Here is a 15042-nt window from a genome sequence, read left to right as displayed (position 1 = left end):
GGATCGGGAGCAGGGCCTGATCCGTCGGCCGGTGCTGAGGTGTCGGCCGGTGCGGACAGCGGGCCGGGGCCGTGGTCCGCCTGGATCGTCACGCCCGATCTGCTTCCCGACGAGAGCGCCGGGCCTGCCGCGCAGCTGGTGTCGGAGCTGCTGCCCGGCCCGGTGCCGCCCGCTCTGCCTCCGGCGGTTGCGGTGCCACCGGCCGCCCCGGTGTCTCCGGGATTGCCTCCGCTGGTCATGCCGCCATCGGAGCCCACCGCCCAGGTGATCGCCGCACCGCCGCAGCCCGGCACAGTTCCGCCGGTCGACCCCGCCGCACCGGCCGACGGAGATCCACTCCAGATCGCCTAGCCCGGCCAGCTGATGATCAACACCAGTTCGGGGAGGTGGTGGCATCAAAGTGCGGGGGTGGCGCCGGCGCGCCACAACGGGCAAGGTCGGTCAGCGTAGGTGACCGTCGCCGGTCACCACGTACTTGGTGCTGGTCAGCTCCGGCAGGCCCATCGGGCCGCGCGCGTGCAGCTTCTGCGTCGAGATGCCGATCTCCGCGCCGAATCCGAACTCGCCGCCGTCGGTGAACCGGGTGGACGCGTTGACCATGACCGCGGCCGAGTCCACCCGGGCCACGAACTCCCGGGCCGCCCGCTGCGAGTCGGTGACGATCGCCTCGGTGTGACCGGTACCGTACCGGCGGATGTGCGCGACCGCCGCGTCGAGCGAGTCGACCACCGCGACCGAGATGTCGGCGGAGAGGTACTCGGTGCCGAAGTCCTCCTCGGTGGCCGGCACCACGGCGTCGGAGTGGGCGGCCACCTCGGGCGTGCCGTGCACGGTCACCCCGGCCTCGGCGAACGCGGCGAGCACCGCCGGCAGGAACGCGTCGGCGACGTCGCGGTGCACCAGCAGCGACTCGGCGGTGTTGCAGGTGGACAGGCGCTGGGTCTTGGCGTTCAGCGTGACCGCCAGCGCCTTGCCGAGGTCGGCGGCGGCATCGACGTACACGTGGCAGTTGCCCACGCCGGTCTCGATCACCGGCACGGTCGACTCCTCGACCACGGCGCGGATCAGCGACGCGCCGCCGCGCGGGATCAGCACGTCGACCAGGCCGCGGGCGCGCATCAGTTCCTTGACCGAGTCACGGGTACTGGAGTCGAGCAGCTGCACCGCGTCGGCCGGCAGTCCGGCGCCGGCGACCGCGTCGCGCAGCACCTCGACCAGCGCCGCGTTCGAGTGCGCGGCCGACGAGGAGCCGCGCAGCAGCGCCGCGTTGCCGGACTTCAGGCAGATCCCGGCCGCGTCGACTGTCACGTTCGGCCGGCCCTCGTAGACGATGCCGACGACCCCGAACGGCACCCGGATCTGGCGCAGCTCCAGGCCGTTGGGCAGCGTCGAGCCGCGTACCACCTCACCGACCGGATCGGGCAGCGCGGCCATCTGGCGCAGCGCGTCGGCGATCGCCGCCACCCGGCCCTCGTCGAGCGCGAGCCGGTCCAGCACGGCCGCGGACAGCCCGGCCTCGCGCCCGGCCGCCAGGTCCGCGGCGTTCGCCGCCAACACCTCGGGGGTACGCGCCACGAGCGCGTCGGCCATCGCGTGCAGCGCGGCGTCCTTGACGGTACGGGTGGCAGTGGCCAGGGCTTCCGCCGCGTCCCGGGCTCGCCGGGCCTGCTCGACGACGCTCATCGTGCGTACTCCTTCGGAGGTGTTTTAAGGAGGGGCCCCTTATTAACAGACGTCTGTTAATAAGGGGCCCTTGCTTACAGCAGGACGAGGTCGTCGCGGTGGACGACCTCACGTTCGTACGCCGGGCCGAGCGCCGCAGCGAGTTCGGAGGTGGAACGGCCGAGCAGGCCGGGCAGTTCCACCGCGTCGTAGTTGACCAGCCCGCGGGCCACCGGCGCGCCGGCGGTGTCGACCAGGTCGACCGGGTCCCCGGCGGTGAACGCGCCGTCGACGGCGGTGATGCCGGCGGGCAGCAGCGACTTGCGGCGGCCCACCACCGCCTGCACCGCGCCCGGGTCGAGGTGCAGGCGGCCCCGGGGCGCGGTGGCGTGCGCCAGCCAGAACAGGCGCGCGGCGGGACGGCGGCTGCTCGGGTGGAAGTACGTGCCGACGGGCTCCCCGGCCAGCGCCGGCGCGGCCAGCGGCGCGGCGGTCAGCACCACCGGGATGCCGAAGCCGGTCGCGATGCGGGCCGCCTCGACCTTCGTCACCATGCCCCCGGTGCCCACCCCGGCCCGGCCGGCCCCGCCGATGTCCACGCCCGCGAGGTCGCCCTCGCCGTGCACCTCGGTGATGCGGGTGCTGCCCGGGCGGGCCGGGTTGCCGGTCCAGAGCGCGTCGACGTCGGAGAGCAGCACCAGCAGGTCGGCGTCGACGAGCGCGGCGACGAGCGCGGCGAGGCGGTCGTTGTCGCCGAACCGGATCTCCTCGGTGGCCACCGTGTCGTTCTCGTTGACGATCGGCACGGCCCGCAGGTCGAGCAGTTTCCGCAGCGTCCGGTACGCGTTGCGGTAGTGCGCGCGCCGGGTCACGTCGTCCACGGTGAGCAGCACCTGCCCGACGGTGCGGCCGTGCCGGGCGAACGCGGCAGCGTACCGTCCGATCAGCAGGCCCTGCCCGACGCTGGCGGCGGCCTGCTGGGTGGCCAGGTCGCGCGGGCGCCGGGGCAGCCGCAGCGGGGCGAGGCCGGCGGCGATCGCGCCGGAGGAGACCAGCACCACCTCGCGTCCGGCGGCGGCCAGCCCGCCGAGCGTGTCGACGAGCGCGTCGACCCGGGCGTCGTCCAGGCCGCCGGTCGCGGTGGTCAGCGAGGACGAACCGATCTTGACGACGATCCGGCGGGCCGAGGTGACTGCTTCGCGCACCCGACCATTCTGCGCGCTGCGGTCTGTGACGCCGCGGCGCGTTCCCATATCGTGGCAGCTCGTGACACCTGACGAGTACGTCGAGGCGGTGCTGGCACTTGTCGAGCGGATCCCGCCGGGCCGCGTGATGTCGTACGGGGCGGTGGCCGACGCGCTCGCCGACCGCTCCGGGCGGGCGTCGCCGCGGCTGGTCGGCTCGATCATGGCGCGGCACGGGGGCGGCGTGCCGTGGCACCGGGTGGTGAACTCGGCCGGCCGGCTGCCGCCGGGTCACGAGCGCAAGGCGCGGGAGAGGCTGCTCGCCGAGGGGTGCCCGCTGCGTGGGGACCGCGTGGACCTGGCGGCGGCGTCCTGGTCGCCGGACGAGGGGTGACCCGACCGCGTCGGAGGCGGCCGGTCGATCGATCGCGACTCCGCTCAACGGGGCCGAGTCATCGCGGCCACTCGGAGAACGCGTGCCGGAGGTCGTGGATCTCAGCCGGGGTGAGGCGGTAGAGCGCGAAGACAGTGTCGGGGAGGCGGTCGAGGCGCTGCAGCGCGTCCTGGAACTCTTCGTCGGTGAGCGCCGGGTCGGCACGCCGTGCGAGGTCCACCAGGTCGTTCCTGCTGTACCGGCGGAGCGCGGCGGCTACGTCGATGTAGTCGCGGGGTTGAGCACGGGTCACCATGGCGGCGACTTTGGTGCCGATCACGTCGTCCAGGTGCAGCACCGGCCCGACGTCGAGCACGATCGGGCTGGCGCTGCACGAGTTGCAGTCGTACGGTCCGGTCGTCGCGGCGAACCTCGAACTCGGTCATGTCGTGTTCGAAGCCGTAGAAGACATCGTCCAGCTCGGTGGGCTCGGCGATGGTCTCGACCTGGAACCCGGCATCGAGCAGGGTGGCGTGCACCAGCTCGGCGGCTGCGGTGACCCCGCCGTCGAGATCGGTGAACAGGTCCACGTCCTCGGTGGGACGGGCGCCGATGCCGTGGGCGATGAGGGCCTGGCCGCCGGCGAGGGCGAAGCCGTGTCGGCCGGCCACGGCGAGCGCGATACGGGCGACCTCGTGCTGGAACGGGTCCGGCGCGGGTGACATCAGGCGGCGACGTCCCGGGCGCGCAGCACCGGGTGGCTCTCTTCCCAGGCGCGGCGGACACCGCGGGGCACGTAAAGCTCGGGCCACAGCCGGACGAGGGTGGGTCCGTGCAGCCAGGTGCGCAGCTCGTCGGGATGAACGGCTTCGGTGAGCACCGTCTCGTACATCCAGGCGAGCAGCCCCGGAACGTCGAGGTCGACGTGCCGGTCGGGTTGCCAGAACAGCCGGTGGGGCAACTCGACGATGCCGGTGACCGGGCCCTGCAATTCGCTCAGGGCGGGGACCACGACCGCACGGCGGCCGGGGCGGGCCTCGTACGGTGCCCGCGAGCTGCGAACGGATCGGGCCGGGTCCATGCCCTACAGGGTAACGGTGCCGACCTGCGGCTTGTTGCGACTCGCGAGCGCCTGGCGGCATCGAACAAGCAGCGTCCGGGAGGGGATGTGACGCGAGCCATAACGTGAGTAGCATTCGGCTCCATGACAGCTTCGGGCCTGCCCCGCCGGGTGCACCTCGGATACGCGCTCGGTTCCCTGGTCACCGGCGCGTTCGGCACCGTGCCCGGGCTGCTCCTGCTGCCGTACCTCACCGACACGCTCGGCGTCGCCGCCGGGCTGGCCGCGCTGCTGGTGCTCCTGCCGAAGGCGTGGGACGTGCTGGTCAACCCGGTCGCCGGGCGGATCTCCGACCGGACCCGCTCCCGCTGGGGCGCCCGCCGTCCGTACCTGCTGGTCGGCGGGCTGGCGCTCGCCGTGCTGTTCGCCTCGATCTTCGCGGCGCCGTTCGCGAACGGTCCGGCCGCCGCCGCGTACGTGGCGCTGGCGTTCCTGGCCACCGCCACCGCGTTCGCGTTCTTCCAGGTGCCGTACGTGGCCATGCCGGCCGAGCTGACCGCCGACCCGGCGGAGCGTACCCGGCTGATGACCTGGCGGATCGCGGTGCTGGCGCTGGCCATCCTGGTCTCCGGCGCGGTGGCCCCGGCCGTGGTGAGCGCGGGCGGCGACGGCGTGCCCGGTCACCGGTGGATGGGCCTGTTCGTCGCCGCGCTGATCGTCGCCGGCACCGTCGGCGTGTTCCTGGGCACCCGGTCCGCGCCGACCGGCACGGTGGGGGAGAGCGAGCCGAGCCTGCGCGCCCAGCTCGCTGTCGCCACCGGCAACCGGCCGTTCCGGGTGCTGCTGATCTGCTTCGTGATCCAGTCCGCCGGGGTGGCCACCGTGCTGGCCGGGGTGAAGTACTTCGCCGGCCAGGTGCTGCGCGAGCCGGACAGCGGCCCGACGCTGCTGTTCGCCTGCTTCGTCGCACCCGCGCTGCTGGTCATGCCGCTGTGGTCGCGGGCCGGCGCCCGGCTGGGCAAGCGGGCGTCGCTGGTCGCCGCGTCGCTGATCTTCGCGGTGGGCGCGCTGGCCCTGGTCGCCGCGCCCGCGCTGCCCGCCGCCGCGGCCTACGCGGTGGTCGCGGTGATCGGCGTCGGGTACGCGGGCCAGCAGGTGTTCGCGTTGGCCATGCTGCCGGACTGCATCGCGTACGACACGGCGCGCACCGGGCGCCGGCAGGCCGGGGTGTTCACCGGGCTCTGGACCGCCGGGGAGACGTTCGGGCTGGCGCTGGGGCCGGGCATCTACGGGCTGGTGCTCCAGCTGTCCGGCTATGTCTCCTCGTCCACCGGTACCGCCGCCGCCCAGTCCGACACGGCACGTCTCGGCGTGCTGCTCGGCTTCACCGTGCTGCCCGCCCTGCTGGTGGCGATCCCGCTGGTGCTGCTGCGCGGCTACACCCTGACCCCGGCCCAGCTGACCGCCGCCGCACCCGAGGCCGATGACGCCGCGCCGGCCGCGCGGGCGTGAGCACCCCGTCCACGAGAGGAACCACCCGATGACCGACACGGCAGGCGCCGGTGCGCTGCCCGCCCAGGGGATGCCCGCGGCGGACGTACTCGGCGAGATCCGCGCGCTGCGGGACGCCGACCGGCCCACGCACGGCGGGCGGTTGTTCGCGTACGTCTACGACCCCGGCGTGGCCGGTCTGGACGAGCTGGCGCAGGCCGCGTACGCGCAGAGCGCCCACGTCAACGGCCTCGACCCGACCGCGTTCCCGTCGCTGCTGGCGATGGAGAACGCGCTCGTCGGCGCCGCCGCCCGGCTGCTCGGCGGCGGCCCCGGCACCGGCGCGCCGGACGTGGTGGGCAGCGTCACCAGTGGCGGCACCGAGTCGCTGCTGCTCGCCGTCAAGGCGGCCCGGGACGCCCGCCCCGACCTGACCGAGCCGCGGATCGTGGCGCCGGCCAGCGCGCACGCCGCGTTCGCCAAGGCGGCGCACTACCTGCGGGTCGCGCTGGACACGGTGCCGGTCGACCCGGTGACGCTGCGCCCGGACGTGGCAGCGGTGGCCGCCGCGATCCGCCCGGAGACCGTGCTGGTGGTCGCGTCCGCGCCGTCGTACGCGCACGGGGTGGTCGACCCGGTCGCGGAGATCGCCGCCGTCGCGGAGGCGGCCGGGGTGCGATGCCACGTGGACGCCTGCTTCGGCGGCTGGGCGCTGCCCTGGCTACGGCGGCTCGGCGCGCCGGTGCCGCCGTTCGACTTCGCCGTGCCGGGGGTCACCTCGGTCTCGGTGGACCTGCACAAGTACGCGTACGCGCCGAAGGGCGTCTCGGTGCTGCTGCACCGCGATCCGGCGCTGCGCGCCCCGCAGTTCTTCGCGTACGCGGACTGGCCCGGGTACACGATGGTCAACCCGGTGATCGCCTCCACCCGCTCCGGCGGGCCGATCGCCGCCGCGTACGCCACGCTGCGGCACCTCGGCGAGGACGGGTACCTGCGGCTGGCCGCCGCGACCCGGGACGCGGTCGCCGGGCTCGCCGACGCGATCCGGGCCACCGACGGGCTGCGGCTGATGGCCGAACCGGAGACCACTGTCGTCTGCTTCACCAGCGGCGATCCGGGGCTCGACCTGTTCGTGCTGGTCGACGAGCTGACCGCGCGCGGCTGGCACACCCAGCCCCAGCTCACGTACGCCGATCTGCCGGCCAGCGTGCACCTCACGGTGACCGCTGCGGTGGCGCCCCGGGTGGCCGAGTTCGGCCCGGCGCTGGCCGAGGCGGTCGCGGCGGCCCGCGCCGCCGGGCCGGTCGTGCTGCCGCCGGAGCTGCTGGCGCTGGCCGGCAGTCTCACCCCGGAGGCGCTCACCCCCGATCTGGTGGCCGGGCTGGCGGGCGGGCTCGGCCTGGCCGACGGCGCCGGTGCGCCGGAGCGGATGGCGGTGGTCAACACGCTCCTCGACGCCGCGCCGGCCCGGCTGCGGGAGCGGCTGCTCGCCGAGTTCGTCGGGCTGCTCCAGCGCCCGGCCTGGTGACGCGGACGCAGCCCGCCCGGAGACCGGGCGGGCCGCGCCGTGCGATGTCTCAGCCGGCCGCGCTGATGCTGAACGTGGTGGTGTCGTCCGCCGGGTCGACGTCTGCGACCGGCTCGTTCACGTAGCGGGCCTCGACGGTGAACGAGCCGCTGCCCAGCGCGCCGGCCGGCGTCCCGGCCGGGGCCCGCAGGACGACGTCGAACGTGCGCTCCTCGCCCGGCATGAACCGGCCACCCGGGACGTCGAACGAGTCCGGGAAGCTGGGCAGGTCCTGCGGGTCGGTGCCCCACACCTCGACCCCGGCGGGCAGGACCGCCCGCGCGGCGAGCCGGAACGACGGCGCGTCGTTGCCGTAGCGCACGGTCACCGGCATCCGGCCCAGCAGGCTTCCGTCCGCCTGGCGGGTCAGCGTCGCGTCACCACCGCTGACGGTCAGGTCCGTCGCGGTGGCCTGCCGGTAGACGCGCGGCGCGCGGACGCTGCCCGAGGTCGACCGGAACACGGTCGGGAAGGCGTCGCGGTCCGCGACCCGGGTGCCGCCGCCCGGCACCACCGCGACCGAGCCGCCCGGCGCGATCATCGGGTAGGCGCGGGCTGTCGTCCAGACCTGGAAGTTGAGCCGGAGGGCCCGGCTGTCGCCCGCCGCGACCCGGCCGCCGAAGCTGCCGATGACCCGGCGGTTGTCCACCAGGCCCTCGGTGAACCACGGCGTGCCGTCGTCGAGGCCGATGAACGAGGCGCCGGCCGGCTCGGTGATGAGCAGGTCGGCGACGCCGTCGGCCCGGCCCCGGTTGCTGATCGTCGCGGTCAGCGTGCCGACGTACCCCCGGTCGGTGGGCGTCAGCACCAGCGGCCCGGTGTCGACGGTCAGCCGTGCCGCCGCGGTGCCGCTCGTGGCGGCGGCGGGCGTGGCCAGCGCGAACAGGGCTGCCGCCCCGGCCAGCAGCGCGGTGGCGACTCGTGCCGTGCGTGTGGTCATGACAGGTCCTCCGTGATCCCCGTGGTGGGCGGCGGTGGTTCCGTCCGCCCGACAGTGAAGACACCCGCCGGCCCCGGGGACAGTTGCCCGGGTTCCCTGTCGTGGGTACGACACCGGACCGCTGTGGTTGACTGTCTGCTCGGGGTTCACGGACAGCGGGAGGTCGGAGATGCAGCTGCCGGGCGTGCTCGGCGAGCCGATCCGGTTCGTGCTGAACTGGGGCCGCCGCTACTCGCTCTGGGTGTTCAACTTCGGCCTGGCCTGCTGCGCCATCGAGTTCATCGCGACCAGCATGGGCCGGCACGACTTCATGCGGCTCGGCGTGATCCCGTTCGCCCACGGCCCCCGGCAGGCCGACCTGATGGTGGTCAGCGGCACCGTCACCGACAAGATGGCCCCGGCGGTCAAGCGGCTCTACGACCAGATGCCCGAACCGAAGTACGTGATCTCGTTCGGCGCCTGCTCCAACTGCGGCGGCCCGTACTGGGACTCCTACTCGGTCACCAAGGGCGTCGACCAGCTCATCCCGGTCGACGTGTACGTGCCCGGCTGCCCGCCGCGCCCGGAGGCGCTGCTGCACGGCATCCTGCGCCTCCAGGAGAAGATCGCCGCCGAGCAGTCCGGCGTCGGCGGCGTGGCCCGCCCCGACGCGCTCGCCTCTCCGGCGGACGCTGTGGCGCGGCCGGTCGAGGCGCTGACCGCGCCGCCGGTCCGTCCGCCGCTCGGCTGAGCCGTCGGGTGGCGCCGCCGGTCTAGCCTGCGGCTCATGACCGACTTCGCGGAGAAGCGCTCCGCATTCATCATCGACGTGCTGACCGAGGAGTTCGGCGCGTCCATGGCGATCGACCCGGCGGCGTTCCGCCGTAAGTTCCGCAAGATGGCCGCGTCACCGTTCGCGTTCTACCGGGGCAGCGCGGCGCTGTTCTACGCCGACCAGCGCGGCGACTTCGGCAGCGACCGGTTCCTCGACGGACGGACCAGCCGGGTGTGGATCCACGGCGACCTGCACGCCGAGAACTTCGGCACCTACATGAACGCCTCCGGGCAGCTCGTGTTCAACGTCAACGACTTCGACGAGGCGTACGTCGGGCCGTTCACCTGGGACCTGAAGCGCCTCGCGGCGAGCGTGGCGCTGATCGGCTACGCGAAGGCCCTCTCCGACCGGGTGATCGGCGAACTGGTCACCGGCTTCGCCCGGTCGTACCTGGCCGAGCTGCGGGCCATCGCGGCCGGCGGGGACGACGCGATCGGCTCGATCACGCTGGACAACGCCGACGGCGTGCTGCGCCGGGTGCTCCAGCAGGCGCGGCTGAACACCCGGGTGGACCTGCTCGCCGCGCAGACCACCGTCGACAACTACGAGCGCCGGTTCTCCCTCGGCGACGGCGTGCACGAGATCGACGACGCGACCCGGGAGAAGGTCTGCGCCGCGTTCGCCGACTACCTGCACACGCTGCCGGACTCGGCCGCCCGGCTGCGCCCGGTGGCCACCGGCATCAAGGACGTGGTGCTGCGCAAGGGCGTCGGCATCGGGTCGGCCGGGCTGCCGTCGTACAACCTGCTGCTGGAGGGGCACACCCAGGCGCTGGAGAACGACGTCGTCATCTACATGAAGCAGGCGCAGGTGCCGGCCGTGGCGCGGTACGTCGACGACGAGCGGGTCCGGTCGTACTTCCGGCACCAGGGGCACCGCACCGCCGAGTCGCAGCGCGCGTTGCAGGCGCACGCCGACCCGTGGCTGGGCTTCACCGAGCTGGACGGCGTCGGCCAGCTCGTCGCGGAGGTCTCCCCGTACGCGGCGGACCTCGACTGGGCCGACGTGAACGAGCCGGAGGAACTGGCCGGGGTGCTCGCCGACCTGGGCCGCGCGGTGGCCCGGATGCACTCGGTGGCCGACGACGAGTCCAGCCACGACCTGGTCGACTACTCCACCGAGGAGGCGATCGTCGCTGCCGTCGACTCCGACCCGGACGGGTTCGTCGACTACCTGGTCGACTTCGCGCACCGGTACGGGATCCGGGCCCGCGAGGACCACCAGCTCTTCGTGGACCTGTTCCGCAACGGCCGGCTGCCCGGCATCTGAGGGCGCGGGGCGCCGACCGCGGCGCCCCGCCTCACTGCGTGAAGTCCAGCACCGCCTTGATGTCCTCGCCGGTGCGGGCGTACGCCTCCCGGTAGTTCGAGACCGGTACGCGGCGGGTGATCAGCGACGTCAGCCAGGACTGGTCCGCCTGGGCGAGCGCCTCGGCGGCCAGGTCCCAGTGACGCCGGCCGGCGTTCACCGAGCCGAACACCACGTTGTTCTCCAGCACCAGCTCCCGGTTGAGCGCCCCGGCGTCGAAGTTGATGGTCCGCCCGCCGCTGGACACACCGGTCAGGCAGACGATCCCGGTGGGCGCGGCCTTGCACATGGCGTCCAGCACCACCGTCGGCGCGCCGGTGCACTCGATCACCACGTCGGGTTTCACGTCCAGCTCGGTCACCGACGACGTGTGGTACGTGGCGCCCAGCGCCCGGACCAGGTCCGGCTTCGGGCCGGTGGTGTTGCGGTCCAGCACGTGCACCGACAGCTCACGCTGGCTGCCGAGCAGCGCCGCCAGCAGGCCGATCGGCCCGGCCCCGGTGATCAGCACGCTCTTCGGCGTCCACTCGGCCCGGCGCCCGATCCGCTCGATGTGGTCCCACGCCTTCGCCACCACGCTGGCCGGCTCCAGCAGCATGCCCACCGACGCGAGGGCCGGGTCCAGGCCGACCGCGAACTTGGGCTGCAGCCGCCAGCGTTCCCGGGCGAAACCGGGCAGTCCCTTGATGCCGTGCTCGGTGTACAGCCCGTTGCGGCACATGTCCCACTCGTCCACCGCGCAGTTCGCGCAGGGCACCGGATCGGGGTGGCGGACCACGCCCGCCACCAGGTCGCCGGGCTGCAACGTGCCGGTCGGATCCTCCAGCACCCGGCCCAGCGACTCGTGCCCGAGCACCAGCCGCTCCTGGCCCGGCGGCGCCTCGCCGTACTCGCCGGCGACGATCTCGTGGTCGGTGCCGCAGACGCCCACCGCCAGCGCCTCCACCAGGATCGCACCCTCCTCGGGCGCCGGCTCGGGCCAGTCCTCGACCAGCCGCAGCGAGTCCGGGACACCGGGGGTCACAGTCACAGCGCGCACGTCCCTCATCCTCCCGCGCGCTCCCGCCGTCCGCCCGGCAAAGCGACGATCCGGCACGGGCGGCCCGACCCGGTCCGCAGCCGTCGGCCATAGGATCAGCGCATGACTCCGGAAGAGGTCGGCCGGCGGGTGGTCGAGCTGCTCGCGCCCGTGGAGGCCACCGCGTCGGTCTCCGGCGGTCAGGGGTACGCCCGCGCCACCGTTGACGTACCCCCGGCGAGCTGGGCGGACGCGGTGCGTGCGGCGCGCGACGACGCCGAGCTGGGTCTCGACTTCCTCGACTGGCTGTCGGCGGTGGACGAGCTGGCCGACGGCTTCGACGTGGTGCTGCACCTCTGGTCGGTCGCGCACCGGCACGGGCTGCTGCTGCGCACCCGGGTGCCCCGCGACGCGCCCGTCGTCGCCTCGGTGGTCGACCTGTTCCCCGGCGCGGCCTGGCACGAGCGGGAGACCCACGAAATGTTCGGCATCGACTTCGCCGGCCACGGCGAGCTGCGGCCGCTGCTGCTGCCGCCGGAGTTCGAGGGGCACCCGCTGCGCAAGGAGTTCGTCCTCGCCTCCCGGGTCGCCAAGCCGTGGCCCGGCGCGAAGGAGCCGGGCGAGTCGGAGGCGGGCGGCGGCCGCCGGCCGGTCCGGCCGCCGGGCGTGCCCGCGCCGGGTGAGTGGGGCACGACGCCCACGCCGGCGGGCGCGGCGGGCGCCGGTGAGGGCCCCCGCGGGGGTACGCCGGCCCGCCCTGCCCGGGAGCGTCCGGCGCGTGCTGCCCGTCCCTCCACCGGCGCGGGGCAAGCGCGGTCCGGCGCTGCTCCGGCGGCCGATGAGGCGGGTCCGCTCGGGCGGCCGCTGCCCGGGGAACCGCCGACCGGTCCGCCCCGGCAGCAGCCGGACCCCGACGCGGCGGGGGAGAGCTGATGCCGGACTGGTTGGAGCTGGTCCTGCGCGTGGCGGGCGTGCTCGTCGCGTTCCTCACGCTGCCGCTGATCGTGGGCCAGGCCGAGCACAAGGTGATGGCGCACATGCAGGGCCGGCTGGGCCCGATGTACGCGGGTGGCTTCCACGGCTGGGCGCAACTGGTGGCCGACGGCATCAAGTTCGTGCAGAAGGAGGACGTCACCCCGCGCGACGCGGACCGGCAGGTGTTCCGGCTGGCGCCCGCGGTGGCGCTGGTGCCGTACCTGCTCGTGCTGCTGGTGATCCCGCTCGGGCCGGGTGACCTGGTCGCCCAGCCGCTGGACATCGGCCTGTTCTTCGTGCTCGCCGTGGTGGGCGTCGGGGTGCTGGCGGTGCTCATGTCCGCGTGGGCGTCGGCCAACAAGTACAGCCTGCTCGGTGGGCTGCGCGGCGCGGCCCAGCTGCTCGGGTACGAGCTGCCGCTGGTGCTGGCCGCCGCTTCGGTGGCGATGGCGGCCGGCACGCTCAGCCTCTCCGGCATCGTGGAGGCGTGGCAGCCGTGGTGGCTGCTCTGGCAGGCGCCGGCCATGGTGATCTTCTTCGTGGCGGGGCTGGCCGAGATCCGCCGCCCGCCGTTCGACATGCCGGTGGCCGACTCCGAGCTGGTCTTCGGCTACATGACCGAGTACACCGGTCTGCGGTTCGCGTTCTTCCTGCTCGCCGAGTACGTCGGCATCGTGGTGATCGCGGCGCTGACGACTGTGCTGTTCCTCGGCGGCTGGCAGGGCCCGTTCGCCGACGCGCAGCTCGGCTGGCTGTGGACGCTGCTGAAGGTGTTCGCCGTCGCCTTCGTGATCATCTGGTTGCGGGTGAGCTACCCGAGGCTGCGCGAGGACCAGCTCCAGCGCCTCTGCTGGCTGGTCCTGGTCCCCCTGGCCCTGGCCCAGCTGGTCCTGACCGCCGCAGTCCGCCTGGCCCTGTAACCCACCCCCCTCCCCACCCTTCGCCCTCTCCCCGGCGATCTTGCACTTTCTGCCCCGGCGAAAGGGGCAGAGCTCGCAGGTTCCGGGCTCAATGTGCAAGATCGACGAGGCAGGGGCGGGCGGGGCAGGGCGGGGCGGGCGGGGCGGGGCGGAAGAGAGCGCGTCAGCGCAACGGCGTGTGGGCGGGGTCCACCTGCTCGGACGGGGGCGGGGGTGGGGTGCCGTTGCCGAAGGGGCGACCGCCCAGTTCCTCCCGGCCGTGCGGGGTGAGCCAGTTGCTCAGGTCGGGGCCGAGCGGCACGATCCCGGTCGGGTTGATGTCCCGGTGGACCTCGTAGTAGTGCCGCTTGATGTGGTCGAAGTCGATGGTGTCGCCGAACCCGGGCGTGGTGAACAGGTCCCGGGCGTACGCCCACAGCACCGGCATCTCGCTGAGCTTCTGCCGGTTGCACTTGAAGTGCCCGTGGTAGACCGGGTCGAAGCGGACGAGCGTGGTGAACAGCCGTACGTCCGCCTCGGTGATCGTGTCGCCGACCAGGTACCGCTGCCCGGCCAGCCGTTCGCTCAGCCAGTCCAGCCGGTCGAAGAGCCGGTGGTACGCCTTGTCGTACGCCTCCTGGCTGCCGGCGAAGCCGCACCGGTAGACGCCGTTGTTGACGTCCGCGAAGACGACCGCGTTCACCTCGTCGATCTCGGCGCGCATCGGCTCCGGGTAGAGGTCCGGCGCGCCCGGCCGGTGGTACGCCGTCCACTCGGTCGTGAGGTCCAGGCTCATCTGGGCGTAGTCGTTCGTCACGACCTGGCCGGTGGGCACGTCGACGAGCGCCGGGACGGTGATGCCGCGCTCGTAGCCGGGGAAGCGGGCGAAGTAGGCGTCGGCGAGCCGCTCGATGCCGAGCACCTGGTCCTTGCCGTCCGGGTCCAGGTCGAACGTCCAGCTGCGCTTGTCGTGGGTGGGCCCGGCCACTGCCATCGAGATGGCGTCCTCCAGCCCGAGCAGGCGCCGGACGATGATCAGCCGGTTGGCCCAGGGGCAGGCCCGGCTGACCGCCAGCCGGTAGCGCCCCGGTTCCACCGGCCAGCCGTCCCGCCCGTCGGCGGTGATCCGGGTGGCGATGTAGCGCTGGTCGCGGGTGAACTCGCCACCCGGCTCCACGTACTTGCCGCCGGTCCGGTCCAGGACCTCGTCGTCGCTGCCGCCCACGCTCTACCTCCGAGTTCGCTTTTCGCTCCCATCATGGTCGCTCGGGCGGCTCCCGGCAGGTCGAGCGCGTCACAAAGAGGCATAGGCTGCCCGCCGTGACCGATGTGGAGACGGCGGCCCGGCGTTTCGTCGCCGACGTGTGGAACGCCGGGCGCGAGGAGAGCGCGTACGAGCTGGTGGCGGCGGAGTGCCCGGGCCTGGGCGGCACCGGCCCGGCGGCGATGCTGGCGTGGCACCGGGACCGGCGGGCGTCGTTCCCCGACCTGCGCTACAAGATCGTCGACGTGGTGGCGGCCGGTACGCGGGTGGCGGTCCGCTGGCGGGCTGCCGGCACCCAGGCGGGCCAGTTCGGCCCGGTGCCGCCGACCGGCCGGGTGGTCAGCTATTCGGGCGCGACGTTCCTGCGCTTCGACGACGACGGGCGGATCGTGGACGTGTGGAGCGTCAACGAGCTGTTCCAGGTGCTCCAGCAGCTCGGCGTGGAGATGCTGCCCCCACTCACACCCGGCGAGGCGTGATCCGGCCG

At 73.8% G+C, this 15042-nt stretch carries 16 protein-coding genes; 9 read left to right on the top strand and 7 right to left on the bottom strand.

What is annotated here, in order from left to right:
- Positions 1-441 precede the first annotated feature (441 nt).
- Positions 442-1683, bottom strand: a complete 1242-nt coding sequence (locus tag A4R25_RS10900; RefSeq protein WP_064446638.1) for a glutamate-5-semialdehyde dehydrogenase — start codon at positions 1681-1683, stop codon at positions 442-444.
- 74 nt (positions 1684-1757) lie between these two features.
- A complete protein-coding gene (gene proB / locus A4R25_RS10895) occupies positions 1758-2915 on the bottom strand; it encodes a glutamate 5-kinase (protein WP_051611346.1) in 1158 nt (385 codons plus the stop codon).
- Between the two features lie 13 nt (positions 2916-2928).
- Between proB and A4R25_RS10890 the strand changes: the two genes are divergently transcribed.
- A complete protein-coding gene (locus A4R25_RS10890; RefSeq protein WP_043328189.1) occupies positions 2929-3240 on the top strand; it encodes an MGMT family protein in 312 nt (103 codons plus the stop codon).
- A gap of 58 nt (positions 3241-3298) precedes the next feature.
- On the opposite strand, the gene A4R25_RS31780 is transcribed toward A4R25_RS10890, so the two are convergent.
- Complete coding sequence (locus A4R25_RS31780) at positions 3299-3535, bottom strand: hypothetical protein (protein ID WP_146074908.1); 237 nt, start codon at positions 3533-3535, stop codon at positions 3299-3301.
- On the opposite strand from A4R25_RS31780, the gene A4R25_RS31775 reads away from it, so the two are divergent.
- Entirely contained in the window at positions 3534-3941 is a 408-nt protein-coding gene (locus A4R25_RS31775) for a hypothetical protein (RefSeq protein ID WP_231915498.1), read from the top strand. The genes A4R25_RS31780 and A4R25_RS31775 overlap by 2 nt on opposite strands.
- Positions 3942-3943: 2 nt before the next feature.
- On the opposite strand, the gene A4R25_RS10880 is transcribed toward A4R25_RS31775, so the two are convergent.
- The gene (locus tag A4R25_RS10880; protein ID WP_043328193.1) at positions 3944-4300 is read right to left on the bottom strand and encodes a hypothetical protein; all 357 of its coding nucleotides are present in this window, start codon (positions 4298-4300) and stop codon (positions 3944-3946) included.
- 123 nt (positions 4301-4423) lie between these two features.
- Here A4R25_RS10880 and A4R25_RS10875 point away from each other — a divergent pair, with 123 nt between their 5' ends.
- Complete coding sequence (locus A4R25_RS10875) at positions 4424-5791, top strand: MFS transporter (RefSeq protein WP_064446637.1); 1368 nt, start codon at positions 4424-4426, stop codon at positions 5789-5791.
- 28 nt (positions 5792-5819) lie between these two features.
- Positions 5820-7298 carry an aminotransferase class V-fold PLP-dependent enzyme gene (locus A4R25_RS10870; RefSeq protein ID WP_064446845.1) on the top strand — a complete coding sequence of 493 codons (1479 nt, stop codon included), beginning with the start codon at positions 5820-5822 and terminating at the stop codon, positions 7296-7298.
- A gap of 49 nt (positions 7299-7347) precedes the next feature.
- On the opposite strand, the gene A4R25_RS10865 is transcribed toward A4R25_RS10870, so the two are convergent.
- Positions 7348-8277: a hypothetical protein gene (locus tag A4R25_RS10865; protein ID WP_064446636.1), complete on the bottom strand. Its 930-nt coding sequence runs from the start codon at positions 8275-8277 to the stop codon at positions 7348-7350.
- A gap of 169 nt (positions 8278-8446) precedes the next feature.
- Between A4R25_RS10865 and A4R25_RS10860 the strand changes: the two genes are divergently transcribed.
- Both A4R25_RS10860 and A4R25_RS10855 read left to right on the top strand, forming a co-directional pair.
- Entirely contained in the window at positions 8447-9007 is a 561-nt protein-coding gene (locus A4R25_RS10860; protein ID WP_043328197.1) for an NADH-quinone oxidoreductase subunit B, read from the top strand.
- 36 nt (positions 9008-9043) lie between these two features.
- On the top strand, positions 9044-10360 hold the full coding sequence (locus A4R25_RS10855) for a DUF2252 domain-containing protein (protein WP_043328199.1): 1317 nt from the start codon (positions 9044-9046) through the stop codon (positions 10358-10360).
- Between the two features lie 31 nt (positions 10361-10391).
- On the opposite strand, the gene A4R25_RS10850 is transcribed toward A4R25_RS10855, so the two are convergent.
- Entirely contained in the window at positions 10392-11438 is a 1047-nt protein-coding gene (locus tag A4R25_RS10850) for a glucose 1-dehydrogenase (protein ID WP_176722782.1), read from the bottom strand.
- A 102-nt stretch (positions 11439-11540) separates the two neighbouring features.
- On the opposite strand from A4R25_RS10850, the gene A4R25_RS10845 reads away from it, so the two are divergent.
- Both A4R25_RS10845 and nuoH read left to right on the top strand, forming a co-directional pair.
- On the top strand, positions 11541-12350 hold the full coding sequence (locus A4R25_RS10845; RefSeq protein ID WP_064446634.1) for an NADH-quinone oxidoreductase subunit C: 810 nt from the start codon (positions 11541-11543) through the stop codon (positions 12348-12350).
- Complete coding sequence (gene nuoH / locus A4R25_RS10840; RefSeq protein WP_064446633.1) at positions 12350-13312, top strand: NADH-quinone oxidoreductase subunit NuoH; 963 nt, start codon at positions 12350-12352, stop codon at positions 13310-13312. Before A4R25_RS10845 ends, nuoH begins: the two co-directional genes overlap by 1 nt.
- 163 nt (positions 13313-13475) lie before the next feature.
- Here nuoH and A4R25_RS10835 read toward each other — a convergent pair whose 3' ends face one another.
- Positions 13476-14516 (bottom strand): glutathione S-transferase family protein, encoded by a 1041-nt coding sequence (locus A4R25_RS10835; RefSeq protein ID WP_064446632.1) that lies wholly within the window; start codon positions 14514-14516, stop codon positions 13476-13478.
- A 95-nt stretch (positions 14517-14611) separates the two neighbouring features.
- Between A4R25_RS10835 and A4R25_RS10830 the strand changes: the two genes are divergently transcribed.
- Positions 14612-15034, top strand: a complete 423-nt coding sequence (locus tag A4R25_RS10830) for an ester cyclase (protein WP_064446631.1) — start codon at positions 14612-14614, stop codon at positions 15032-15034.
- Positions 15035-15042 lie beyond the last annotated feature (8 nt).

This window comes from Micromonospora sp. NBRC 110037 (assembly GCF_001652995.1).
In the GTDB taxonomy this organism is placed as follows: domain Bacteria; phylum Actinomycetota; class Actinomycetes; order Mycobacteriales; family Micromonosporaceae; genus Micromonospora; species Micromonospora chalcea.
The sequence above is the reverse complement of the archived record's forward strand: the minus strand, read 5'-3'. Positions and strand labels throughout refer to the sequence as shown.

Excerpts from the sequence above, each read along its gene's own strand:
- A4R25_RS10865 (WP_064446636.1), bottom strand. The coding sequence starts at position 8,277 with ATGACCACACGCACGGCACGAGTCGCCACCGCGCTGCTGGCCGGGGCG.
- A4R25_RS10870 (WP_064446845.1), top strand. The coding sequence starts at position 5,820 with ATGACCGACACGGCAGGCGCCGGTGCGCTGCCCGCCCAGGGGATGCCC.
- A4R25_RS10880 (WP_043328193.1), bottom strand. The coding sequence starts at position 4,300 with ATGGACCCGGCCCGATCCGTTCGCAGCTCGCGGGCACCGTACGAGGCC.
- A4R25_RS31775 (WP_231915498.1), top strand. The coding sequence starts at position 3,534 with ATGGCGGCGACTTTGGTGCCGATCACGTCGTCCAGGTGCAGCACCGGC.
- A4R25_RS10860 (WP_043328197.1), top strand. The coding sequence starts at position 8,447 with ATGCAGCTGCCGGGCGTGCTCGGCGAGCCGATCCGGTTCGTGCTGAAC.
- nuoH (WP_064446633.1), top strand. The coding sequence starts at position 12,350 with ATGCCGGACTGGTTGGAGCTGGTCCTGCGCGTGGCGGGCGTGCTCGTC.
- A4R25_RS10855 (WP_043328199.1), top strand. The coding sequence starts at position 9,044 with ATGACCGACTTCGCGGAGAAGCGCTCCGCATTCATCATCGACGTGCTG.
- A4R25_RS10900 (WP_064446638.1), bottom strand. The coding sequence starts at position 1,683 with ATGAGCGTCGTCGAGCAGGCCCGGCGAGCCCGGGACGCGGCGGAAGCC.
- A4R25_RS31780 (WP_146074908.1), bottom strand. The coding sequence starts at position 3,535 with ATGGTGACCCGTGCTCAACCCCGCGACTACATCGACGTAGCCGCCGCG.
- A4R25_RS10875 (WP_064446637.1), top strand. The coding sequence starts at position 4,424 with ATGACAGCTTCGGGCCTGCCCCGCCGGGTGCACCTCGGATACGCGCTC.
- A4R25_RS10845 (WP_064446634.1), top strand. The coding sequence starts at position 11,541 with ATGACTCCGGAAGAGGTCGGCCGGCGGGTGGTCGAGCTGCTCGCGCCC.
- proB (WP_051611346.1), bottom strand. The coding sequence starts at position 2,915 with ATGGGAACGCGCCGCGGCGTCACAGACCGCAGCGCGCAGAATGGTCGG.